This is a genomic window from Rahnella sp. JUb53, assembly GCF_004346065.1.
In the GTDB taxonomy this organism is placed as follows: domain Bacteria; phylum Pseudomonadota; class Gammaproteobacteria; order Enterobacterales; family Enterobacteriaceae; genus Rahnella; species Rahnella variigena.
This window is the reverse complement of record NZ_SLYT01000002.1, coordinates 219,778-243,519: the sequence shown is the minus strand read 5'-3', so window position 1 is coordinate 243,519 and position 23,742 is coordinate 219,778. Positions and strand designations below refer to the sequence as shown.

At 50.5% G+C, this 23,742-nt stretch carries 22 protein-coding genes; 20 read left to right on the top strand and 2 right to left on the bottom strand.

Annotation, left to right across the window (positions count from 1 at the left end; translation table 11 throughout):
- Window positions 1-82 precede the first annotated feature (82 nt).
- Complete coding sequence (locus EC840_RS05745) at window positions 83-571, top strand: hypothetical protein (protein WP_113877355.1); 489 nt, start codon at window positions 83-85, stop codon at window positions 569-571.
- A gap of 10 nt (window positions 572-581) precedes the next feature.
- On the opposite strand, the gene mntP is transcribed toward EC840_RS05745, so the two are convergent.
- On the bottom strand, window positions 582-1,154 hold the full coding sequence (gene mntP, locus EC840_RS05740; RefSeq protein ID WP_112286573.1) for a manganese efflux pump MntP: 573 nt from the start codon (window positions 1,152-1,154) through the stop codon (window positions 582-584).
- A 265-nt stretch (window positions 1,155-1,419) separates the two neighbouring features.
- Window positions 1,420-1,839, bottom strand: coding sequence for a translesion error-prone DNA polymerase V autoproteolytic subunit (gene umuD / locus EC840_RS05735; RefSeq protein WP_129638828.1), 420 nt, complete (start codon window positions 1,837-1,839; stop codon window positions 1,420-1,422).
- Between the two features lie 526 nt (window positions 1,840-2,365).
- Between umuD and tssB the strand changes: the two genes are divergently transcribed.
- The 19 genes from tssB to EC840_RS05645 all read left to right on the top strand — a co-directional run bounded on the left by tssB (window position 2,366) and on the right by EC840_RS05645 (window position 23,703).
- Complete coding sequence (tssB, locus tag EC840_RS05730; protein WP_129638827.1) at window positions 2,366-2,845, top strand: type VI secretion system contractile sheath small subunit; 480 nt, start codon at window positions 2,366-2,368, stop codon at window positions 2,843-2,845.
- Window positions 2,842-4,323: a type VI secretion system contractile sheath large subunit gene (tssC, locus tag EC840_RS05725; RefSeq protein WP_112286576.1), complete on the top strand. Its 1,482-nt coding sequence runs from the start codon at window positions 2,842-2,844 to the stop codon at window positions 4,321-4,323. Before tssB ends, tssC begins: the two co-directional genes overlap by 4 nt.
- A gap of 29 nt (window positions 4,324-4,352) precedes the next feature.
- On the top strand, window positions 4,353-4,844 hold the full coding sequence (locus EC840_RS05720; RefSeq protein WP_132964360.1) for a type VI secretion system tube protein Hcp: 492 nt from the start codon (window positions 4,353-4,355) through the stop codon (window positions 4,842-4,844).
- Window positions 4,845-4,896: 52 nt separating this feature from the next.
- Entirely contained in the window at window positions 4,897-5,313 is a 417-nt protein-coding gene (locus EC840_RS05715) for a GPW/gp25 family protein (RefSeq protein WP_112286578.1), read from the top strand.
- 12 nt (window positions 5,314-5,325) lie between these two features.
- Window positions 5,326-7,128, top strand: a complete 1,803-nt coding sequence (gene tssF, locus EC840_RS05710) for a type VI secretion system baseplate subunit TssF (protein WP_132964358.1) — start codon at window positions 5,326-5,328, stop codon at window positions 7,126-7,128.
- A complete protein-coding gene (gene tssG, locus EC840_RS05705; RefSeq protein WP_129638824.1) occupies window positions 7,119-8,066 on the top strand; it encodes a type VI secretion system baseplate subunit TssG in 948 nt (315 codons plus the stop codon). Before tssF ends, tssG begins: the two co-directional genes overlap by 10 nt.
- 3 nt (window positions 8,067-8,069) lie before the next feature.
- On the top strand, window positions 8,070-9,983 hold the full coding sequence (gene tssI / locus EC840_RS05700; protein WP_129638823.1) for a type VI secretion system tip protein TssI/VgrG: 1,914 nt from the start codon (window positions 8,070-8,072) through the stop codon (window positions 9,981-9,983).
- 13 nt (window positions 9,984-9,996) lie between these two features.
- Complete coding sequence (locus EC840_RS05695) at window positions 9,997-10,512, top strand: hypothetical protein (protein WP_129638822.1); 516 nt, start codon at window positions 9,997-9,999, stop codon at window positions 10,510-10,512.
- Window positions 10,512-10,811 carry a PAAR domain-containing protein gene (locus EC840_RS05690; RefSeq protein WP_112286583.1) on the top strand — a complete coding sequence of 100 codons (300 nt, stop codon included), beginning with the start codon at window positions 10,512-10,514 and terminating at the stop codon, window positions 10,809-10,811. Before EC840_RS05695 ends, EC840_RS05690 begins: the two co-directional genes overlap by 1 nt.
- Before the next feature lie 17 nt (window positions 10,812-10,828).
- Window positions 10,829-11,887 (top strand): type VI secretion system protein TssA, encoded by a 1,059-nt coding sequence (tssA, locus tag EC840_RS05685; protein ID WP_314720941.1) that lies wholly within the window; start codon window positions 10,829-10,831, stop codon window positions 11,885-11,887.
- Window positions 11,884-12,459 carry a type VI secretion lipoprotein TssJ gene (locus tag EC840_RS05680; protein WP_132964353.1) on the top strand — a complete coding sequence of 192 codons (576 nt, stop codon included), beginning with the start codon at window positions 11,884-11,886 and terminating at the stop codon, window positions 12,457-12,459. The genes tssA and EC840_RS05680 overlap by 4 nt, the downstream gene beginning before the upstream one ends.
- The gene (tssK, locus tag EC840_RS05675; RefSeq protein WP_132964351.1) at window positions 12,459-13,853 is read left to right on the top strand and encodes a type VI secretion system baseplate subunit TssK; all 1,395 of its coding nucleotides are present in this window, start codon (window positions 12,459-12,461) and stop codon (window positions 13,851-13,853) included. Before EC840_RS05680 ends, tssK begins: the two co-directional genes overlap by 1 nt.
- Entirely contained in the window at window positions 13,850-14,476 is a 627-nt protein-coding gene (locus EC840_RS05670; RefSeq protein ID WP_129638818.1) for a DotU family type IV/VI secretion system protein, read from the top strand. Before tssK ends, EC840_RS05670 begins: the two co-directional genes overlap by 4 nt.
- Before the next feature lie 235 nt (window positions 14,477-14,711).
- The gene (locus EC840_RS25455) at window positions 14,712-15,395 is read left to right on the top strand and encodes a type VI secretion system protein (RefSeq protein WP_243701024.1); all 684 of its coding nucleotides are present in this window, start codon (window positions 14,712-14,714) and stop codon (window positions 15,393-15,395) included.
- A 17-nt stretch (window positions 15,396-15,412) separates the two neighbouring features.
- Window positions 15,413-17,914 carry a hypothetical protein gene (locus EC840_RS05665; protein ID WP_243701023.1) on the top strand — a complete coding sequence of 834 codons (2,502 nt, stop codon included), beginning with the start codon at window positions 15,413-15,415 and terminating at the stop codon, window positions 17,912-17,914.
- A 44-nt stretch (window positions 17,915-17,958) separates the two neighbouring features.
- Window positions 17,959-20,529, top strand: coding sequence for a type VI secretion system ATPase TssH (gene tssH, locus EC840_RS05660; RefSeq protein ID WP_132964349.1), 2,571 nt, complete (start codon window positions 17,959-17,961; stop codon window positions 20,527-20,529).
- Between the two features lie 20 nt (window positions 20,530-20,549).
- Window positions 20,550-21,878, top strand: coding sequence for a VasL domain-containing protein (locus EC840_RS05655; RefSeq protein WP_132964347.1), 1,329 nt, complete (start codon window positions 20,550-20,552; stop codon window positions 21,876-21,878).
- Between the two features lie 158 nt (window positions 21,879-22,036).
- Complete coding sequence (locus EC840_RS05650) at window positions 22,037-22,624, top strand: GNAT family N-acetyltransferase (protein ID WP_132964345.1); 588 nt, start codon at window positions 22,037-22,039, stop codon at window positions 22,622-22,624.
- A 362-nt stretch (window positions 22,625-22,986) separates the two neighbouring features.
- The gene (locus EC840_RS05645) at window positions 22,987-23,703 is read left to right on the top strand and encodes a hypothetical protein (protein ID WP_132964343.1); all 717 of its coding nucleotides are present in this window, start codon (window positions 22,987-22,989) and stop codon (window positions 23,701-23,703) included.
- Window positions 23,704-23,742: the final 39 nt, after the last annotated feature.

Sequence of the window (23,742 nt, the reverse complement as noted above, 5' to 3'; positions counted from 1 at the left end):
GCTGATGCTGTTCGATTTTCAATACTGTTTTTTCATTAAGGCGGTGGCTGACGTGCTTAAAAAAACTTTCGGGCTTTCATGCTTGCCGTTATTAGTAGCCCTGCCTGGGAGCCAGGCAGATCAATTAAAATTATATTCGATTAACACCGGATCCTTCGTTTATCACCTGACCGGTAACCACGGGCAATATACTGAGAAATTTGATAACGATTTCTACTCAGTTGAGAGAAAATTTTCTGAAGATTCAAAGTATAGCGTGTTAGTCGGGACGATGAAAAACAGCTTTGATGACCGCTGTATCGCCATAGGGATGCGACGCGACTGGGCGGAGAGCAACACGGGTTGGGTGTTCAAAGGCGTGTACGGTTACACTGGCGAGTTCTTTTTTGATGCCTTCAAACACTGTGGCGATGATGGATCTTATGCCGATTTCAAGAAAGTCACCGGCATTGGCTTTTCACCGTATATTTATCACGCCATTCAATACAACTTCACTGATTATTTCGGCGTTGAAAGCGGGATTATTATCCCTTCAGTTTTTGTGATCACCGTGCAATGGAGCTTTAGATAACGCCCCACGCTCAGCCCAGCAATCCCAGATGTTCGACCAGAATCGACGTGCCGATGCCAATCAGTACCACGCCACCGAGGATTTCCGCCCATTTACCGATCGCCGCACCGAGAAAACGGCCCAGCAACATACCGGACGTCGCCATAATGGTGGTAGCCGCGCCAATGGTCAGTGCCATCACCACAATATTCACCTGAAGGAACGCCAGCCCGACGCCGACGGCCATTGCATCCAGACTGGTCGCGACGGCGGTGGTGACCAGCAGCCAGAAGCCGTGGCGACGCGGTGCTTCTGTCTCTTCTGCGGTATCTTTTTTAAAGGCTTCCACAATCATTCGGATACCGAGGATCAGCAGCAGGGTAAACGCCACCCAGTGATCCCAACTCATAATAAACTGGCTGGCCGCCAGACCAATACCCCAGCCGATGACCGGCGTAATCGCTTCGATCACACCAAAAATGAGTCCGGTACGTAATGCCTCTTTAAAGGGCGGACGGTGCAGTGCTGCGCCTTTGCCGATTGCTGCTGCGAACGCATCCATGGACATGCCGAACGCCAGAATGAGGATTGTGTAAAGTTGCATAAAACAGACCAGTCAGGCCTTCATGAAGAAAAAGGCTGTTTATTAAAAGATGCGCGCAGTCTGCCACAGAAATTAAAATAAAAAAACCATAATTTTCAATATGTTATAGTATTGGTTAAGAATGTTAGCACAGGCTATATTTGGTTGAAATGCCCGCAAATTGCTGAAAATGGCATCGGCAGGAATGAAAAACATCAATCATCATAACGATTTATCGCGAGCCGGTTTTATTCACGGAATCTCACCTGCGAAGGCTCGCGCTTCCTCATCGTGCGGCGTAAACAATAAACGTCACTACGCCAAATATCTCCAGCGACTCTTCATCCTGAAAAGTGATCGGCTGATAATTCGGATTCATCGGTACCAGTTGCAGTACCGGATGAGTCCGCAATTTTTTTACCGTGAATTCACCGTCCACCGCCGCCACTACGATATCGCCATCAACCGCTGTCAGGGCGCTGTCCACCACCAGCAAATCGCCTTCGTTGACGTTGGCATCGCTCATCGAATGGCCGGAAACACGGATAAAATAGGTCGCGCTGGCATGGGCAATCAGCAGTTTGTTCAGATCGATACGCGACTCCACGTAATCCTGCGCCGGAGACGGAAAGCCGCAAGGCACGCGATCCAGGAATAACGGCAGGGTGATTTTTTGCAGATGTTCTGCGGGTGTGTACAAAATCATACTCATTTCTCGTGACACTGGTTTTATATACAGTATTCACGCTGAAGGGGCACGGATCAAGCCTGTCAGATGAAGAAAATCCTATCTGCCTGTGCGGACAGAAAATTTAGTGTTCCGCCTATATCCTGTTTCACGACGTACAACGGCGTTCAGACCGGGAGACAATAAAATTATGAGGTTTGTAATTTATTCGAACTATTTTTAGACAGTAAACAATTGCCCTGTGCAAACTGCACACAAAATAAAGTGTTAAAAGATATTATTTTTAGAAAATTAAAATTTCTACGTATTATGGTGTCACATGAAATTTTTAATTATTTAATAGAAGTAGAGAAGTTTCTATAAATGTGTACTTTTTATAAGTAAATAAATGTAATGTATTTATAATATCATGATTTAACTGAGTAATTTATAATTAAATAAAGTTAATATATTAGTAAGTAGAAAGTTATTTAAAAAGAAAAAGCAATTGTCTATCCTTGCCGCTGTATTTTAATTACCTCCCCTCTATTATGGTGATTTATCTGTGAGCAATACACAACATAAACTTAGCAAAGCTCGCCCTCCTCGCGTTCAAATAACCTATGACGTGGAAGTTGGCGGAGCTGAATCCAAAAAAGAATTGCCTTTAGTCATGGGCGTTATTGGTGATTTTGCCAAAGATGAAATGTCTCTGCGCGATCGTCGTTTCACACATATTGATAAAGACAACTTTAACAATGTGATGGAAGGCATGAGCCCGGCAATTGATATGTTGATCGAAAGCACATTACCGGAAAAAGAAGGTCAGATGGCCGTTTCGCTGGAATTTAACTGTATGGATGACTTCTCGCCTGAGAATGTGGCCATGCAAGTTGAGCCTCTGCGCAAACTGCTTGAATTACGTGAACAATTGAGCGATTTACGTAACCGGACAGCCAGCAATGATCGCCTGAAAGAACAGTTGGTTGAATTGCTTGAGAGCCTGAATAAAGACGCCGACCCTGCAAAAGGAGACGCTGAATGAGTGATATTCAGGTCATGAATACCTCAGCACCGGCTGAGCAATCAAGCGATTATCTTGATCAGATCATCGATAATACCCAGGCTATTCGCCGGGAATCTGACCGCCATAAAGTGAAAACGCAGCTGGATAACTTCCTGTCTGAAGTGGCATCCGGTGCGGTCATTGTGTCTAATGATCTGGTGGGAAGCATTGAAGCCCGCATTGCTGCCATTGATGAATTGTTATCTTCTCAGGTCAGCAAAATTATCCAGGCGCCGGAATTTCAGCGTATGGAATCCTCCTGGCGTGGTCTGCACAAACTTGTGCAAAGCAGCGTGACAGAAAATACCAAAGTGCGTGTTTTTAACTGCACGAAGAAAGAGTTGCTGCGTGATTTTAAATCGGCATCCGATTTTGATCAGTCTTCCTTATTTAAAAGCATTTATGAAAGCGAATACGGCACCTTTGGTGGCGACCCTTATTCTGCTTTTGTCGGTGATTTTGAATTTGATTCCATGCCGGAAGACCTGCAATTACTGGAACAGATTTCTCATGTCGCTGCCGCAGCACATGCACCTTTCCTGAGTGCCGCTAATCCAGGCATGTTCGGTATGGGCTCGTATTCTGAGATGCCGCGTCCGCGTGATCTGGGCAAGTTATTTGATACCTCTGATTATGCCCGCTGGAAATCATTCCGCCAGAGCGACGACTCCCGTTATGTTGGCTTAACACTGCCGCGTGTTATCGGGCGCCTGCCTTATGGCGCTAAAACCGTGTCTGTAGAAGCCTTCAATTTCGAAGAAAAAATTGCAGAAAACAATGACGGTGCAAGTTACCTATGGGTGAACGCCGCGTATGAATTAGCGGGCCGTATGGTCGAAGCTTTTGAAGAACATGGCTGGTGCGCTGCGATCCGCGGTGTCGAAGGCGGTGGTCTGGTCAAATCCTTGCCGACCTATAATTATATTTCGCAAACTGGCGAAAAAGTCATGCAATGCCCGACTGAAGTGGCGATTTCCGATCGTCGCGAAAAAGAATTAGCCGATCTGGGCTTTATTCCGTTGGTTTATTGCAAAGGCACGGATTATGCGGCGTTCTTCGCTGTGCAATCAACAAATAAACCGCGCAAATATGATTCTGAACTGGCTAATGCGAATGCTAAATTGTCCAGTCAGTTGCAATATATTATGACAACGTCGCGCTTTGCTCATTATTTAAAATCCATCGTGCGCGATAAAGTGGGCAGTTTTATGTCCAAATCTGAATGCCAGCATTTTCTGCAGAATTGGATCAACCAATATGTGGTGGGTTCCGACAATGTAGGGCCAACAATTAAAGCCAGTCATCCATTGCGTGAGGCAGTTGTGGAAGTTGTTGATGTCCCAGGTTCACCAGGCAGTTATCGCGCCGTTGCGTATTTGAAACCGCATTTCCAGCTTGAAGGTCTCAGCATGTCGCTGCGTCTGGTAGCGGAACTCCCTGCATCAACCGGTGCATAAATATTTAATCAACACTATAAGGAAATACCATGGCTACTGAATCCCTTTTTATGCAAATTGAAGGCGTTAAAGGCACCGTAAGTAATAAAGGTTTTGAGGATTGGATTGCTGTTGAGAATATGAACTTCGGTGTGTATTGCTCTGCAAAAATCGATAATGCCAGCGGTCAGGTAAACAGCGATGGCGTGAATTTTGATGCGATTTCATTCTCAAAAGTAATGGACACCACTTCAACGCAACTGGCTAATATGGTTGCTCAGGGCACCAATCTTAAACAAGTTTCCATTGTTAAAGCATTGTTCCAGGGCGAGAAAATGGTTCAGGCTTTGAAACTGACCTACAAAAACTGTGTGCTGACTAGCTACAACTTTGCTGCTTACTCTGAAGGTGAAGTGCCGAGTGAAAATCTGAGCTTCGTCTTTGGTCAGATGACATTCGAAACCAATATGGTTGAGCCAGACGGTAAAACCAGCAAACAAGGTCCTGTGGGCTGGAATTTGGTTGAGAATACCAAGCTGTAATTTTTCAAATCATCAGTGCATGTTTCGGCATGCACTGTTTCACGGTGTCTTAATGAAAAGTTTATTACAGCAATTGTCTGATGATAATCCGAAAGACCAAAATTGTCCTGATGTGGCCGAAGACAAAAGCAGCATGTTAATTGAAGAGATATTGCTGCTTTTGTCTTCACGCCCCAGAAGTTATCGAATTGATAAAACGCCATTAATTAATGAATCCATTCTTAATTATGGTGTAAGTGATGTATTTGCCAGTGATACACCTCGTCTTGAGCGTAATGCCATTATGCAGTCACGTATTGAAATTGCATTGCAACGCTTTGAGCCGAGGTTGAAAAATATCAGCGTTACGCCAGGAAATGAGCAAGGAAGTTTATGTTCATTCATCATTGATGCTGAGACTTTTACTGGTGAAGTTCGCTACCGGCTTATATGGGACGATGTAATTAGTCAATTCTCTCTGCGTGAATGACAGGTATGAATTATGTTAGCGAAAAAATTAATTTCTTACTATCAGAATGAACTCGCTTACCTGAAAACGCAGGGAAAGGCCTTCGCACGCCATTTTCCCAAGGTCGCCAGACGTTTGGGCATGTCAGAAGGTACCTCAGAAGATCCGCATATTGAGCGAATGATCGAATCTTTTGCCCTGGTTACCGCCCAAATTCAGCAGCGGCTCGATGAGGATATGCCGGAAGTCACCGATGCATTACTGACCGTTCTGGCTCCGCAGTTTCTGCGTCCTTTTCCTTCGGTGTGCATCGTGCAAATGTTGCCGGATAGTAAGGTGAGTGCGCTGACGGCCAGTAACCGTATCGACGCCGGTACCGCGTTATATTCCCGTCCGGTCAACGGGCAGATTTGTCGTTTCCGCACCACCTATCCGGTGACACTCCAGCCGGTCAGTCTGCACAAAGCCAGTCTGCATCTCGATGATGATGACATGAGCTGGAGTCTGAAAATGCAGCTGTCAGTCTGGCCTGGCGCTACGCTGACGGCGGAGACGCTGAGGATCCATCTGCGTGGTGCCAGCACCATCGTAAACATCTTATATACCTTGCTGTGCAGTGAAGTGGAGAGCCTGTCTGTTTTTGCGCAAGACCACTGTCATACCTTGTCGCCGCAGGCGATACATGCCGTGGGCTTTGGCGAAGATGAAGGATTGTTGTCAGGGGACTCACGGGTTTCGCCGACGCACAGTTTGTTGCAGGACTATTTTTTCTTTCCGCAAAAGTTTCATTTTATTGATATGCCACTGCCCGCGGCAATGGTCGCTGGTGGACAGACAGCATTGTCACTGGTGGTGAAATTTAACCGCTGCGCGATGGCGCGCCAGCTAGAAAAGATAGCCGGTACGGTGGATGAGAATCTGTTCCTGCTCAATTGCACCCCGGCCATTAACCTGTTCGCACACCGTGCTGAGCCGATTTCACCTGACCATGAAACCGCTGAATATCCGGTGATCCCGGACATCCGTTATCAGGATGCGATGGAAGTCTGGTCTGTGGACAGCGTCAGTGCGATGCGTAAGCAGGGCAATGAAACACGCTCCCGTCCCATCTATCCGCTGTTCGGGCTGGATCATTCGGCCAGCGACGGTGAGTCCGGGCTTTTCTGGCAATGCATGCGTCGTGAAACCCTGCTCAATGAGGGCGTGGCGTCCACGTTGTTTATCGCCTTTTCTGACCGCGGAGAAAAACCGCTGGTGCCCGGCTGCGATATTGTCAGTCTGAATCTGTCCTGCACCAACCGGGATGTGCCCGCCGCTATGCGTAATGGCGATCCTGACGGCGATTTTGAATCAGAACTGCCGATTGCGGGCATGAAAATTATCGCGCTGACACGCCCGACGCTGCCGGTCAGACCACCGGTGAAACAGGCTACTCGCTGGCGTCTTATTTCTCAGCTTTCGCTCAATCATATGCTGATCAGTGGGCCGGAAGGCGCACGCGTGCTCAAAGAGTCGCTGGCGTTGTACAACTTTACGGATAATCCGGGCATTAGCCGTCTGATTAATCTGATTAAAAGCGTCAGTGCCAGCCCCGTTGTCGCCCGCCTGAACCCACAGGATCCCCGTTCAATGGCGCGCGGCATTGAAATTCGTATGACCTTTGCCGGTGAGGCTGCCGAAGAGGTTGAGTATTTTTTGCTTTGCCGGTTTATCGACTGCTTCCTGGCGCTGTATTCCCCAGTCAACAGCTTTACCCGCGTAGTGACCTGTATCGATGGCCGCGATGAAACAGCATGTACCTGGCCCGTTCGCGCGGGACGACTGTTATGGATCTGAATAAAATTCTCAGCCCACATAACTTTTTCCAGCAGGTGCGCACCATGTTGCGCAGGCTGACACGCGGGCAGGGGACTGACAGCAAGCAGGTGCTCGAAGAACAGCTTTATTTCGTTTCGCCGCTCTCGCTGGACGCGCCGAGAGGTGAAATTACCGCAGTGACACCGCTCGAAGAGCAGCGCTGGCAGGTTGAAGTGTCAGGACACGGGCTGACGGGAACACTGGGCGCATTACCGACGGTGTATACCGAATGGATGATTGAGCGTTACTACCGGCACGGGGATGTGACCGCCAAGGCTTTCCTCGATATTTTCAATCACCGGTTACATAGCCTGCGCTATCTCGCCTGGCAGAAATATCACTACTACGCGATGGCAGAATTTTGCGTAACACGGCCGCTGAGTACCGCGCTGCGTGCGTTATCCGGCGTAACAAACAGCTCGCCTTCATTACAGCAGGAGCAATTTGCCGACCTTTTTGCGCATTCAGTCCGCTCCATGCTCAACTTTGAAACCTGGCTTAAGCACCGTTTCTCGGTCGGCGTGAAAGTCACGCCTTTCACCGGCGGATGGCAAACGATGGAACCTGAGCTTTGTTGCTGTCTGGGGAATCCGGCTCAACCGCTGGCGGTCGCTCCGATGTTGGGCGGTGTCTACTGGGACCGGCAGGCACATTTTACGGTAACTCTGGGACCCGTGCCGATGCATAACGCAGCTCAGTTTTTACCAAAGGGAAAGCATTACCAAAAATTATGGTCGCATATTCGCGAATATGTCGGTGAGGGACTGGATTTCGACATCGACCTGCTTATTGAGAATAAATCAAACGTCGTTACGCCATTGGGGAACGGGCAACTCGGGCTGGATATTTGCCTTGGTGCTTCTCCGGCGGCTGAGCTGCATAAAATTCGTTTACCCGTCTGCCGGGAAGGAAAATAGAACATGTCAAACTTACTGGGGCAAGACAACCGGTTTATCCGCTTTGTTGGGAACGCTGCGGATCAACTAACGTTGATGCATATCGAAGGTGATGAGCAGTTTTCTGACACCTTCCGCTATCAGATTCAGTTTCGTACATCGTTAATTACCGGGCAGATGGGCCGTTTTCTGGGGCATGAAATTGCCTGCGAGATTGGTCGTGGCAATCAAAAACGCTACGTTCACGGCGTGCTGACGAACATCAAAGAAGACAACAATGCCGATGGCCTCAGCACTTTCACTGGCACGCTGGAGCCGCGTATGGCGCTGCTGCGTCTGGGGCGTAATCTGGCGGTTTTTCAAAATATTACCGTGCCGGATTTAGTGTGCAAGCTGCTTCGTCAGCAGAATATTAATCACATTGATTTACGCTTGCGCGGAACATATACGCCGCGTGAATATTGCATCCAGTATCGTGAATCCGATTTTGATTTCATCAGCCGTTTACTTGAGCAGGAAGGCATTTATTACTACTTCCAGCACGACGCCGGACAACACACCTTGGTGCTGGCCGATCATCCTTCCAGCCACCAGACCGGCAAAACGGCAGAACTGCCCTTTATGCCTCAGGCAGGGCGGGGTGATGGTGTCGGGATCCTGAGTTGGGTGGCGTGCTCTTCTCTTGCGGCATCATCCGTATTGCTGAAGGGTTTTAACATGGTCCAGGCGACCAGTGTTGAAGGCGGTTCTCAGGCCGTGGTGGCTGAATATGCGGTGCCGGGTGTCAGCTATGTTGACACTGATGGCCATGAAAAACGTGAATTGCTGCAATCGGGCGCACGGCTGAAAATGGAACAGCTTGAGTCAGACAACCAGCAGTTCTACGCGGAAGCCAGTATCTGGTGGCTAGGCTGTGGCGATAAATTCCATCTGAGCGCTCACCCTTCATGCCCGGGCGATTACCGTATTAAGTCTGTACATATGCAGGCTTCCAGCAGCATTGACCAGAGTGGCCCTGATTTCAGTTGCGAACTCACCGTGCTGAAAGACAGCCTCGCCTGGCGTCCCGCGTGTCTTACGAAACAGCCTGAAATCGCAGGTATCCTCACGGCAGTCGTCGTCGGTCCCAAATCAGAAGAAATCCATACAGACGAATACGGTCGCATCAAAATTCAGTTCCCGTGGGACGGGGAAAACAAACACGACGACGGCAGTTCCTGCTGGGTAAGGGTTTCACAACCCTGGGCTGGCGGGCGCTTTGGTGCCGTGTTCCTGCCTCGCGTCAACAGCGAAGTCACGGTCAGTTTCGTGCAGGGCAACCCGGATTATCCACTGGTGACCGGTACGGTATTTAATGGTCAAAACAAACCACCGCTGAGCTTGCCGGAAGAAAAAAATCACGCCGGATTCGTGTCACGCAGTTCGCTTAACGCCAGTGTAGAAGAAGGGCATGCATTGCGCTTTGACGATAAAAAAGGCGCAGAACGGCTGATCATCACCTCGCAACGCGATCTGTTGCTGACGGTAAAAAACGATGTGATTTCCGACATTGCTAAAAATGTCACGGAAACCATCGGTGAAAACCGCACCACCGAAATAACAAAGGGCAACCAATCCCTGACGCTTAAACAGGGCGATTACAGCCTGGACATAAAAGGCAACCTGCAGGAAAGCCTGAGCGGTGGCGATCATCAGTTAAAAATCAGTGGGGGCGGGAGTTCCGTTAAAGCGGATAAAGCCTGCGTCATTGAATCCACCCAGACGATCGAATTCAAAGTTGGCAGCAGCAAAATCTCAATTTCTCCTTCCGGTATTACGCTCAGCGGAACCACGATCAAAATCGAGGGCAAGGGGACGGCAGAACTTAAAGGTGCGATGGTCACTGTTCAGGGTAGTGGTATGACCCAGATCAAGGGCGGCGTGACGATGATTGGCTGAGGACAAACATAAAATGAAAGACAAATTACTCTCGCCAGAGGCGCTCGCAACGCATAACCCGCTGCAAAGCACCGCTGAAAATGCCATGCGTCTGATGCAGGCAGGGCAATGGGAAGATGCACTGGCCTGCCTGGCGGCGCAAGAGCCACAAGAAAAACTGATGGCCTGGGCATTGCAACAGGTGTTAAGTCGCGCCGGATCGCAGGACACAGCGGTGAAAAACTGTAGCAGCGACATCAGCCAGTGGCTGAGCGCACCCGATGAGGCACTGCGTTTTAGCATTTTCCAGCAGGCCGAATTGCTGGGATTTGATACTCCGGCCGGTGCCCTAGGTCTATCGCTGTTCTGGATGAAGGGCAGTATGACGGCCGCAGAGTTCGAAGCGGTTTATCCCGAACCCCATTTGTCACGGCTGATGCTGCACTGCGCATTGAAATTACTCAGTGTGGCGATAGCAACAGATACCCCGCCGCACAACGGCGCGCAAATCCTGCTGGCTGAATGGCTGGCTTCACGGAGCGTTAACTGATGGCTCAACCCGCTGCCCGAGTAGGCGATATGCATGTGTGCCCGATGGTCACGCCGGGTTTGCCGCCCATTCCGCACGTTGGCGGGCCGGTAACAACACCGGGTACACCAACTGTTCTGATCGGCGGGATGCCCGCCGCCACAATGGGATCGATGGCGGTCTGCGTCGGGCCACCGGATTCGGTAGTGATGGGCAGCAGCAAAGTGCTTATCGGCGGAAAACCTGCAGCGCGTATGGGCGACAGCACCGCGCATGGCGGAACCATTGTTGCGGGTTGTCCGACCGTCCTGATTTCTTAGAGCGTATTGACATGATAATGAACTTTGAGCCCCTGCTGGCGCCTCTCGATGCCGACCAGCCTGCCGGCCGTGATATGGAATATGAGCAGATCTTTGACGATATCCGCCAGGCGAGGGAAAGCGATCCTGATTATTTGCCACAGGGCGAATGGGCGACTGAATTGCGCAAGGCTGACTGGGGCAAAGTCGTCCGGTTGAGCACAAAGGTATTGCAAGAGGATAGTAAGGATTTTCAGGTCGCCTGCTGGCTGACGGAAGGCCTGAGCCAGGTGCATGGGCTCAATGGTTTGCTCGCCGGGATCGGTTTTCTGACACCCTTTATTCAACGCTACTGGCAGAGCGGGTGGCCGGCACTGGATGACGATGGTGCGATTATCCGCCACGGTATGATCAATCGTTTGGATCGTCAGCTTGCGCAATTGCTGCAATGCCATCCTTTATTTGGTCAGGCGGAAAGCACGCTCGATCACTGGCGGAAAGTTCTCGCGTATGAGCATCGCATCACCATGAAACCTGACAGCGCCGCAGTGCCGGGCAGTGATGACGATTTCTCGATGGAAACATTCAACCGCTGGGCCGCTGCACTGGCCCCGCAAAAAGTCGCCGCGCAAAGCGACATGTTGAGTGAGATGGTCGCCGTACTGGACGCGCTGGAAACGACCTACGGTCAGCTCAATCCACAGGCAGATTCGGTGGCAATGGGGCAGACGCGCAGTGCGACCGTCGAAATGCAGGAATTCGTGAAGCGCCTGTTTGATCGTGCGGCACCCGCCTATGACGACGTGATGACACTTAACGTATTAACGCCTTATGACGATGAACAGGAAAGCGACGTTAATTCACTGATGAACACGACCCATAAACAGACCATGTCGCGGGATCTGGCTATCAGCCAAATGCTGACCATTGCCCATTTCTTTCGCCAGACCGAGCCCTCCAGCCCGGTGCCTTTCTTGATGGAACGGGCCGCACGCTGGGCAGGAATGACTCTGACCGAGTGGCTGGAGGAAATGTTGCAGGATGACAGCAGCATGCGCGATATCAACAATGTACTGAAAGGGCACGGAAGAGAATGACGGGTAAAAAAAGGGCGGGGCTGATGCTGGCCGCAATGCTTCTTGCAGGTTGCGTTTCAGACAATGACCAGGGACGTGAGCAAGCCATGGATGAGGCACCTGCGCCTTTTGCAAACGGTGCAATTACCCTGCAACTGCGGGCTGAACCGGGGCTGAACACTGTCAATGAGATGCCTAACAGTTGCACGGTGTTGCTGTTGCAGGCGAAAGACAAACCGGCTCTGGAGAAATTGCTGGGTAATCCTGCCACGTTGAAAAGTTTGTTTGCCGGTGCGGGCAGTGAAGGTGACGTTCTGCAGGTAGACCGTTACGTCATGATGCCAGGCCAGACCAATATCGTGCATGTCGATCGCGCAAGGGATACCCGCAATTTGGCGCTGGTGGCGGGTTATTACCCCTTCCCGTTAAAAAAACACATGGTCAGCATAGCGGTGCCGGTTGAAGCCACCAGCACCGGCTGGTGGGAACCTGTCTGGCAGGCACATTTAACACCGCTTACCCTGTCTGTAACCCTGGGCAGTGAAAGTATCGTCAGCGCAGATGTTCCCGCCACTGACGGAGAAAAACGTTAATGTATCCGGAACAACAACAAATTTACTGGCACTCAGGGCTTTATCTTCAGCCCCAGCATTTTCAGTCACTTGACCTGCATTATGAATGGAGTCTTTCTGAACACCTGCGCCTTGCCCAACCCTATAATTACGGGCTGGTTGAGCTGACGATTAATGAGGCGGCGCTAAGCGATTACGTCATCAGCGTTGAGCAGATCCGTTGTATTTTACCCGGCGGCACGTTGCTGTCGCAACCGGGTAATAGCCTGGTAGAAAAGCGCAATTTTCGCGATATCTGGAAGCAGCGTGATCAGCCACTGACACTCTGGCTGGCGCTGCGCCGGTTCGATCCTTTACACAGTAATGTCACGACGCTGGAGAAAGAGCATGACCGTGCGGTCACCCGCTGGATAAATACCAGCGAAGAATTGGTGATGAAAGATGTCTATGATCATGCTCCCGACGCGACGGTGGCGCGCCTTTGTTACAACGTAAGATTGCTGACCGATGTCGAAAAAGCCGATGCCGTTGACTGTGAGTGTATTCCACTCACCCGGCTGCGTTATGAAAACGAAAGCGTGATTATTGATCCGGCATTTTCGCCGCCTGCGGTGACGCTTTTCGGATCGAACAGCCTTGGTAAACTGATCGAAACACTCTATTTTGAAATGAGTGCCCGTGCCCGAAAACTTGAGGAATATAAGCGCTCTGAACGTCTGGTCAGTGACGCAGACCGTGGTGATCAGGTGACTCAACTGTTGGCTATGCGTTCGCTGAACCGCGTGCTACCTCAGCTGAAAAGCTTTTGTCAGGCCCGTCAGATCCATCCGTGGCAGGTATATAACGTATTGTGCCAGCTGGTCGGTGAACTCTCCTCCTTCAACGACAGTTGTTCCTTCCTTGGTGAATGGCGTGATGGGGGAAATCCGCTACAGGCCTATAACCATAATGATCTGCTGAGCTGTTTTGACAGTGCGCGTAAGACATTGATTACTCTGCTCAACAGTCTGGTTCTCGAAGACAACACTTACATCACACTAGAGAACGATCAGCAGGGTGTGTTCATAGGCGATTTCGACACTACACAAAGTAAAGATGCCGAAATGGTGCTGTTGCTTTTACGTTCAGCCAGCATGCCGATGGAAAACCGTCAGGTCAAAAATCCGGGCGGCATCAAACTGGCATCGCCAAAAATGATTGAACCGCTGATCCAGCATGCCTTGCCGGGGATCCCGGTGACGCGTTGTCCTCAGCCGCCGCGTGGTGTGCCTAACCGCAGCGACTCGCATTATTTCATGGTTGAGCAAGACAGCGATTTATGGCGTAAAGCCGGCCAGCACAACAGCATTGCCTTTTACTGGCCGGATATGCCTGACGATCTTCAGGTACAGATTATTTTTGTGGTGCCGTCATGATGACTTTACTGAATTGTTATTTGCCGCTGTTCCGACATGTCACCGCGTTCTTTGTTAATCCAAGGGATTATGCGGATTACGCCGGGTTTCGTGAAAAATGCATGACGTTATTACAGCAGGCTTTAAATGAGTCAGAACGCCATCACGAACCTCAGGAATGTGAAGAGGCCTATTTCGCGGTCGTGCTTTGGATTGATGAGCGGGTATTACGTTCACAGGCAGTCTGGGTGAAAGACTGGCGCAGTCAGTTGCTGCAAAAATATTATTTTGATATTTCTGTCGGCGGTGAGGAGTTTTTTGTCAGGCTTGATGCAATAGATAAAGAAAATGTTTCTCTGAGAATGGTGTATTTATTCTGCCTGCTGATGGGTTTTCACGGTAAATATACTCATCAGGACGCTTCGTTATTGCAGCAACGTATCGATGATGAACGTCAGTGTCTGCCAGAGGCCTGGCGTCAGTGGCCGAATGATGCCCTGCTGGTTGAGCAGGACGGCGGAGGCATCGAAAAAAACAGTGCTGTGCCTAAAAAATTCCGTCAACGAAAGTGGTTATTACTCTCATTGCCCGTCGTTATTTATGTGTTGATTAGGTTCGCTGGCTTAGGGATGTTTATCGGATAATATTATGTTGAAAAAATTAACTTCCTTTGTCGCGTGGGCTTTGTTTCTGTGCGTGTTATTTATTATCTGTCTGGTAGTCTCCTCTGTTCTCGGGCGGGAAATTATTTATGCATTTATGATGTGGTTTGTTGTGATCCTGACAATTTTAATTGTCCGCTTCATTTGGGGGTTTTCTTCAGGGATTACACAAGCGAAATATATTGCAGCCCTGAAAGCGAAATTTAAGCTGACCCGGTTGGAATATGTATTATCCGAGCACTGGAAAACGGGTGCGGCGGTGATTAAACGCATCAGAAGACGTAAGCAGCCCATTCCCTGGTTTGTTCTGACGGGCGGGCGAAGCGGCAAAACAACCCTGATGGCGGGCGCCGGATTGCCTCTGTTTTCTAATGAACCGGAAAGTTCGTTGGTGGTGCCGACGCGCACCCTGCGCTGGTGGTTTTTCCGGTCAGCAGGTTTTCTGGATCTTTCCAGCCATTTTCTGAGTAAAACGCCCGCCTTTGAACGTGGCTGGCTGCGGCTGGTGAACTGGTGTGGTCGTTTGCCTGCCCCGGCAGGAATAGTGGTGTGCGTTTCTGTCACCGAACTGCTCGAAAAAGATGAAGCTGCGTTGCATCTGCATGCGCGACATATCCGCACGCAAATCGAACCGCTGGTCAATAAAGTCAGACGCCGTCTGCCGGTGTACCTGTTCATTACCTGCTGCGACCGCGTAGCCGGGTTCAGTCACTGGGCTAACAAACTCTCGCCAGCCCAGCGTCAGCAGCCTTTGGGTTATTACTGGCGCCATTCTCCGGTCGTAGATGGTAAAGATCCGGCGCTGTTGGATCCCCTTTTTACCTGCGTGAAAGACGGACTGGATAAAGTACGGGTCAGCCAGCTTTCCGGTGGCGAACCTGAGGCGAGACGCTGTCGCTGATGGACTTTCCGGAGCGGTTGCCTCAGTTACAACCCGCGCTGCAACGCTATCTGGCGGCCTTGTGCGAACCGGATGCGTACTTTCAACCGGCGGAGTTAGGCGGGATCTGGTTTACCGCTACGGAGCCGGTCAGTAAAAACAGTGCCACGCGTCAGGCCGTCTTTGTCCATGATCTGATGACGCGGATTTTACCGATATTAAGCCGTCAGCGTGAAGTCATGCCAGTCGGGTTTGGCCGGCGTTTTCTGCAGCAATGGGGGATGCTGACTTTCAGCGCACTGGCGGTCTTATATGTGCTGGTGAGCGGCTATTTTGTCCACAATCTGACGGATGTCTTACCCGGAAAAACCGATGTCATGGCACAGGTTCAGCAACTGGAAAATATCGAAGGCTGGAGCAAGACACCCGTGCGTTATCTGCCTTTTGTGCCGGTGCTCAACCAGCGTCATGCGCAACTTGAAGCCAGCATCATGGCGGCAACGCCACGCGATAACATTAACATCCGCCAGATTGCTGACCAGTATCAGGAACAATTTGAACAGGCCGATGCGCCGCAAAAACGAACCATGATCCTTACGCTGGCACGCACTCTGATCACTAAGCAGGCCATGTGGGAAAAGCAGCCGTTAAGTGAACTGATGACGCGGGAGCCTGTTCCCGCTGAACTTAGCCTGACCGGGGCGACGCTTGCCTTGCCACCGTCGCAAGATGTGGTACTGCAGCGAGCTTTGTTGCAACAGCCCGGTGGCGAAGAACAACTTACCGTGCTGCGTGAATTGCTGGGCCGTCTGGTGAACAGTGATCCGCAAACTGAGTGGTTAGTGGCACCGTCTGAAGATCTGACGCCGGTGAATCTGACCGATTTCCTGCCTGCTTCAGCCGATAAAACTTACCTCAGCGGTCTGTGGACGTTGCAGGGCACCGCTGAAATTCAGCACTGGCTGGATGAAATTCGCCTGGCGGGCGGCAATACCCCGATGCCGGAACTGGCCGCGTTTGAGCAACGTTGGCCGATCCTGCGTCAGACACAATGGATGAAGATGATGCTGGCCATGAACCAGCAACCTGCCCCCGTGCTGGCTGATGAGCAGTGGCAAGCCACGCTGATCGCCCTTGATCAGGGGCACAGTCCGTCGATGAAGTTTGCCGCGTATGCGAATGAGCAACTGGAAGATATCAGCGTAACGCAAGCACAGTTTTGGCTGCGCGAGCTTCGCCGTCTGCAGCAGTTGCAAACTACGCCGTTACCCGGCGCGCTGATGCCGCGCTTCAGCAGACTGCAGCAATCCATGCAACAGAAAATATTGGCACTGTTGAAACTCGATAGCAAAACGCAGACGCCTGCAATTTCTGAACTCAACGTGAAGAACTGGAATGCCTGGGAGGCCGGTCTGCACGCGGCAGTCGCGGATGTTTTTGCCACGCCGAAAAACAGTGACCGGCTGACCCGCGGGTTGTTCCAGACCGGTGAGAAGGGTGACAGTAATCCTCTGCAGCTGCTCGAAAGCCGCTTTAACGTGTTGCGTAAAAGCCTCTCGACGGAACGCCCTGATTTCGCAACTGACGCGGTGTGGGCACTGTATCAAAACGATTCCCGCTGGCTGGTGGCGCATGCCATGCAGCGTTCTGGCTGCTGGCTGCAACAGCAATGGCAGAGCCGCGTGCTGTGGCCGATGGAAAATAACGCCAGTCGTCTTGAGTATCAGGATCAGCAAGATCTGGCCTGGCAGTATCTGTCTGACTTTATTCGCGGACCGGCGAAAAGCGTGCTGGTGGTTGATGACAGCGGGCCGAAAGCGGGTGAATTCAGCGGGCAAACGCCGGGTCTGACACCGGAGTTCCTGCGGATGGTCAATCACGTGCTGCGCCCCGATGACGTACTGGCGATGCCGGAGCGCGAGAATACCCGCAGCGACGATGCACTGGCCGCGCTGAAAGAAGAACAAACTCAGCTCGAAGCACAATTGGCCGCACTGGAGACAAAAACGCTGGAACTGACGTTGAAAAGTCAGCCTGCCACCATTCCCGGCGGCGCGCGTCTGATGCCCACCGGCACCCGGCTGACGCTGTTTTGCGATGAGCAGCAATGGAAACTTAACAGCATGAACTTCAGCGAACAGGCGCCATTCCGCTGGCGGGCTGGGCACTGTAGCCGTGCATCTCTGGTGATTAATTTCCCGGGCTTTGACCTGACTTATGAATATTTTGGCGATGCCGCCTGGCCGGATTTCCTGGAAGATTTTACCAATGGTCAGCACAGCTTTAAAGCCGATGACTTCCCGGATGACGCCGCGCAGCTGGCTTCGCTGGGCATTAAAGAAGTGATGGTGCGCTATCAGGCTGGCGCGCAAAACCGGATCCAGGATACCTGGCAGCAGTGGCAGGAGTTGCGTCAGGCACTGAATGACAATGCGGATGCGCAACAGGATGCCCGTAGCAAAAAAGCGGAAAAGCAACGACCAGCGGCGCTGAACAGTGGGTTCTCGCAGTTACCGGTCAGTATCACCGATTGTCACTGAGTGTCTGCTTAAGACCCGGTTGAGAAAACTAAACAGGATGACTTATGGGTAACTACCTGAAGAAAATTGTAGAAAAAATGAATGTCGGGGCTCGTGAATGCCTCGATGCGGCGATAAGTCTGGCGGTAAGCCGGACGCATCATGAAGTTGAAGTCGAGCATTTATTGCTGGCGGTGGTGACGCGTCAGCCTGCCATGATTGAGCAACTCTGTCTGAATGCAGGGTTGCGCGGCGATGCGCTGGTCGATGCACTGAAAACCAGCCTGAATCAGCAGCGCAGCGGCAATACGCGCAGTCCGGTGTTATCGGAATTACTGGTGGAGCATCTGGAAAAATCCTGGCTTCATGCCAGCACTTGCTGGCAACAAATGCAGCTTCCGGTACAGGCGTTTCTCGGCAGTCTGATTGCCAATGAAAAAGACATTCAGACGCACCTTTGTCCCGCGCTACAGCAGGCATTGGTGTGTCAGGCGGATCGCGCCGATCAGTTACTGCGTGACGCTTGTGTGCACAATGCCGGTGCCAGCGCAGCCGCGCCGGTGGATCATAACGCGGATTCTGCGGTGATGAAATTCACCCGTAATCTGACCGAACAGGCGCGCAAGGCGACGCTTGATCCGGCACTCGGACGCGAACAGGAAATTCGTCAGCTGATTGATGTGCTGTTGCGTCGTCGCCAGAACAATCCGGTGCTGACCGGTGAGCCGGGGGTAGGGAAAACGGCGCTGGTCGAAGGACTGGCTCAGCGTATTACGCAAGGCAGCGTGCCGGAAGCCTTGAAGAATATGGAAATTTTATCGCTGGATATGGGGCTGTTACAGGCCGGTGCCAGCGTCAAAGGCGAATTTGAAAATCGTCTGCAAACGCTGTTACGAGAAATCAAAGAATATCCGTCTCCGGTGATCCTGTTTATCGATGAGGCTCACACGCTGATTGGTGCTGGTGGTCAGGCAGGGCAAAACGATGCCGCAAACCTGCTTAAACCTGCTCTGGCGCGAGGAGAAATGCGCGTGGTGGCAGCCACTACCTGGGCGGAATACAAAAAGTATTTTGAAAAAGATGCCGCACTGGCACGTCGTTTTCAGGTCATTAAAGTGGCGGAACCGGATGAAGAAACTGCCACCGCCATGCTGCGCTCGCTGAAACCGGCGCTGAGCCAGCATCACGGCGTGCAGATCCTCGAAAGTGCGCTGGTGGCTGCCGTTCGCTTGTCCAGCCGCTATATATCAGGCCGTCAGCTGCCGGACAAATCGATCAGCCTGCTGGACACCGCCTGTGCCCGTGTGGCGATTTCGCAATGCCATGAGCCTAAGGAGATCGAAGATCTCAACGCGCTGCTCAGCAACATTCATACCGAACGTGAAAGCCTGCTCGAAGAAGGAGATAACGCCACAAGGTTGAAATGGCTGGATCAGCGTGAAAGCGAACTTACCCTGAACTTAGAGACACTGCTGCCCGTCTGGCGGCAACAGCAAGATTTGGTGGCGCAGATCACCGCGTGTGAGGATGTGGCGCAGATCGCTGCACTGCGTACCCAACTGGCGGAGATGCATAAAGACCATGCTTTGGTTTATGACTGCGTAGATGCGGTCTGTGTGGCGGATGTGATCGCCGGGTGGACAGGTATTCCGCTGGGCAGAATGGTGGAAAAAGAGCAGCAACAGCTCAGTGATCTGGTCGCGCGGCTGGAAAGCCGGGTGATTGGGCAATCCCATGCATTAGCGACAATTGCACAACAAATCCGCATCGGCCGCGCCAATCTTGCTGATCCGGTTAAGCCAACCGGCGTCTTTATGCTGGCCGGGCCTTCCGGCGTTGGTAAAACAGAAACGGCGCTGGCCTTATCCGAACTACTTTTCGGCGGTGAACAAAGTCTGATTACCATCAATATGTCTGAATATCAGGAAGCGCATTCGGTGTCCGGACTGAAAGGATCGCCGCCGGGGTATGTCGGCTATGGTCAGGGCGGCGTGCTGACCGAGGCGGTGCGCCGTCGCCCTTACAGCGTGGTGCTGCTTGATGAAGTGGAGAAAGCGCACCCTGATGTGATGGAAATGTTCTATCAGGTGTTCGACAAAGGCGTGATGGAAGACGCCGAAGGTCAGCTGATTAACTTCCGTAATACGCTCATTATTCTGACCAGCAACCTGGCAAGCGATCTGGTGATGACCGCCTGCGCAGCCGGAAGCACCGATCAAAATGCGCTGACCCGGTTGTTGCGGCCTGAATTCGACAAATTCTTCCGTCCTGCGCTGATGGGACGTTTGCAACTGATCCCGTATCTGCCGGTTGTGGGCGAAACGCTGGCCAAAATCATCCGACTCAAACTCGATAAAGTGTGCAAACGCTTTATCGCCGCGGGTGAAGGCAACTCTGCGCTGACTTACAGTGAAAAAGTGGTGGAGTTCATGGCCAGCCGTTGTCAGGTGGAACAAAGCGGGGCGCGCGAAATTGATGCCGTACTGAACCGGGAATTGCTGCCATTGCTGACTGACCGTCTGCTGGCAGTTGAAAGTAAAGCTGATATCCGCCTGCAAATTAGTGTCAGTAAAGATCAGCTCACACTGACCAAACAGCCAGCAGTGAAACGCTCTGCGGCGAAACAACCCGCCTGAACGACAGGGAAAGACTGACCATGAAAAACCGGGTGAATCTTCGGGCGCTAAAAATCAACGGGCACGATCCGCGCCTCAGCAAGTCGTTTTTGCTGCTGAGCAGCGAGCTCAGTCCGCTGACCGGCACCATTCCTGCGAGGCTGGACTGGAATGCGCTGGAGGAAAAGTGTTTTCAGCTGTTCCATGAATATGGCTATGACCTGCAAAGTGGCATGTGGTTTTGCCTGATCAACCTGCGGCTTAAAAGCTGGAAAGGGCTGGCGCTGGCACTTGATCTGCTTTCCACAGCATTTGCTCACAACAGCCAGCGTTGCTGGCCACCTGTCGCGGCGGTACAGCAACGTCAGCAACTGATGGACTGGTTCAATGCAAATGTGGCGACGCATATCTATACGCTGGAATATGGCCCGGAAAACAGTGGCGAAATGCGTCTGGTTGAAAAAAGTATTGGCGTGCTGTGCGGACAGTCTAAAAACCTGCAATCACGAAGCCATGATTCTCTGAACAATCTGCATTATTTTCTTCAGGTTCGCTGCCGGTCGGTGCCCTATCCGTTGCAGCCAAAACCAGTGAAAGCCTTGCAGCCTGTTCCGGAGCCAGCGCCTGAAGTCATCAGCGAGAAAAAAGCGCTGGTGACCGAAATGCTGCCGGATGCAGAACCTGCAGAAATCTGTCTGGAGTCTGCGCCATGTCGGCATCCGCTTTTGTGGGCGTTGGGCGGGATGGCGGCGGGTATCGCGATATGTGCTGTCGCAGCCGGTATCTGGTTTTCTGCGCAGTCGCTGAGTTTCGGTGAAAAACTGAGTGCTCCGTTACTGGCACTGCAACACAGTGAAGGTCAGCTGGATGAGGTCTGGCGTATGGCGCAGGAACCCGAATTGCGAGCACAGAAAACGGCGGTGTTAACCCATGCTGCGCCCTTGCTGGGCTGGCTGAGCGCACAACCTTCCGATGTGCTGCTGCGGCAAGGAAAAATATTATCTGACCATCTGGAAAAAGCTTATCCGGGCAATGAATACAGTGCGCAATGGCAGCGCACAATGGATGAGAAGGCGGGAGATATCCCGGCGCTGGATGGTGTCGTTCTTGCTAATAAACATCTTGATGAGCTTGAAGCACGCTTACTGAATGCCGAAAAAAAACACAGCCAATATATGACTGTGTCGGAATTGAAAACAGCGGTATATCAGATACGCCAGGATCTGCAACGTAACGGAACCAGCGCGGAAACATTATTGTGGACGATTCAACAGGACAGGGAGAATAACCGTCAGGTTAACCCCGCCCTGATAAAACAAATCTCACAGAGAATAGATGCCTTAAATGCTGCCAGTATCACGTTGAATTAGCGAAAGGTAAAAAAATTTAAAGTCTCGGTTATTGCTTAATCATCGCTGCCTATGAAGACTCTAAAAAACAATTAATTTTTTTTCATTAATAGTACATCTGTAGTCAAATATTCGAAAGTAATTCATCAGGCTAATCGTTCAGGAGAGGTACGGAAAATATGCATTTTATAGAAAAGTATCCGCAAGGTAAAAAACCATTAATAATGACGTTGTCAGAGGATGTGGAATCACCGCCGGATTATGACCATAATGCCATGAATTTTTCGTTGCTTACGCAAGCATATCAGGATGTTGCTGCGGGTCGTTGTTCTGTGCAATGTGAATCAGGAAAAAAAGATTTTTTGTATATATCAGCAATATACGTCGATGGTAATACCAATACCCCCACCAAGGAAAATCCTAACCAATTTGTTGGGTTAGGACAGATTTTAGTATTCGCTGCGATAAAATATGGGCTCGAATTGAAGATTGAACAAGCCTCACTGGTGGCGGTGGACGACAGTCAGGGATTTTATCTAAAAATGGGATTTCATCCAACTGTAGTGGGTGCCGTAAATCGAATGGATGATAGCGGGGTTTCACTCAAGTCTGGTGGTGGAAAATTAAATCCCCAGTGGCTCAATCGTTTTTCTCAGTCGTCATTTCAGAACGTAAATTTTCGGGGGTCACTCTGGTCGGGGAATATTAATAATATTTATGTAAATCTCCGGAGTAATATCATGAAGAATTGGGATATTGTTGGCTGAAACAATAAATGCTGAAACTTTATCAGGGATTGTAGTGTTGATCTATTTTTCAGAAAGTTAATAACTCATGTGCAAAAATTATATGCTTTATATCGGGAGTCAGGAGATAATGAAACACTAGCGTTTCATCGTATGGATGCTGATAAAGCCCCTAGGGTAACTAGATCCAGATCTAACAAGGAAATCAAACAAGTTACGTGTTGTTGGCGGGCATATCATTATTTTAACTTTGCATGAATTCAATGTCCGAAGCAGTGACAGCTTCACAATATGCACTGTAACAGTATCGCAATGTGAAGTTATGAATATGTCAGTTGTTTTTATTATGATAACTGAATAAATATATTTCAAGGAGTAGTAATATGTTTGGTAATAAAAAAATTAAAACGCAGGGTGAAATAAATATAGCTGAGCTTAAAAAATGGGAAGCAAGAGATAAGAAAAACCTGTTGCTTGTCCATACCGTGAGAACGCAGTATTTGAATAATAGTGTTTTGCTCACTCAGGATGCACAGTCTGTGTTCAAAACATGGGATATAGTGTCGACATCCCTCATTGATTTAAAAGCACTTAAAAAGAACTTCGGTGCCGTTGCCCGAAGGGGGCATGTCGCCACAGGGCTTTTTTTCGAAGCCGGTTTTATATTAGAAGTGCCAACCCAGAATATATTAGGTACGTTCCCGCGCGATGCCTGGTTTCCAAACCATGCCGGTGTTGATATGAAAAATCAACGTATCTTTGATAAATCTGCATTGTCTGATAGCATCTTCAGCGGTAAAGCCAAAAAACCATCGAAGAATATCGAGGGAGGGTATAATAAAATTGTAGATCCCCGTAAAATCCTGTCTCAGACGAATAGCTCTTATTATAACGAAATCGTCGTTATCGGGCGTCCAAATATTAGCCTGTACCCTGGTCTGCCAGCGACAAGGGAAATAAAAGTGGCAGGTATTATTCTTGCGCCTAAATATGTCACAAACAGCAGCGAATTCTTTAAGCAGCAAGCAAGAAAAGAATCCAGAAAAGCTGGCGAGTTAATGATGAAGCATAACCCAGGCATTCCGGTAATTGAGTTATAAGGTTACACAGGAACTCTGAGCTTCATAAAGAGCGGCTAT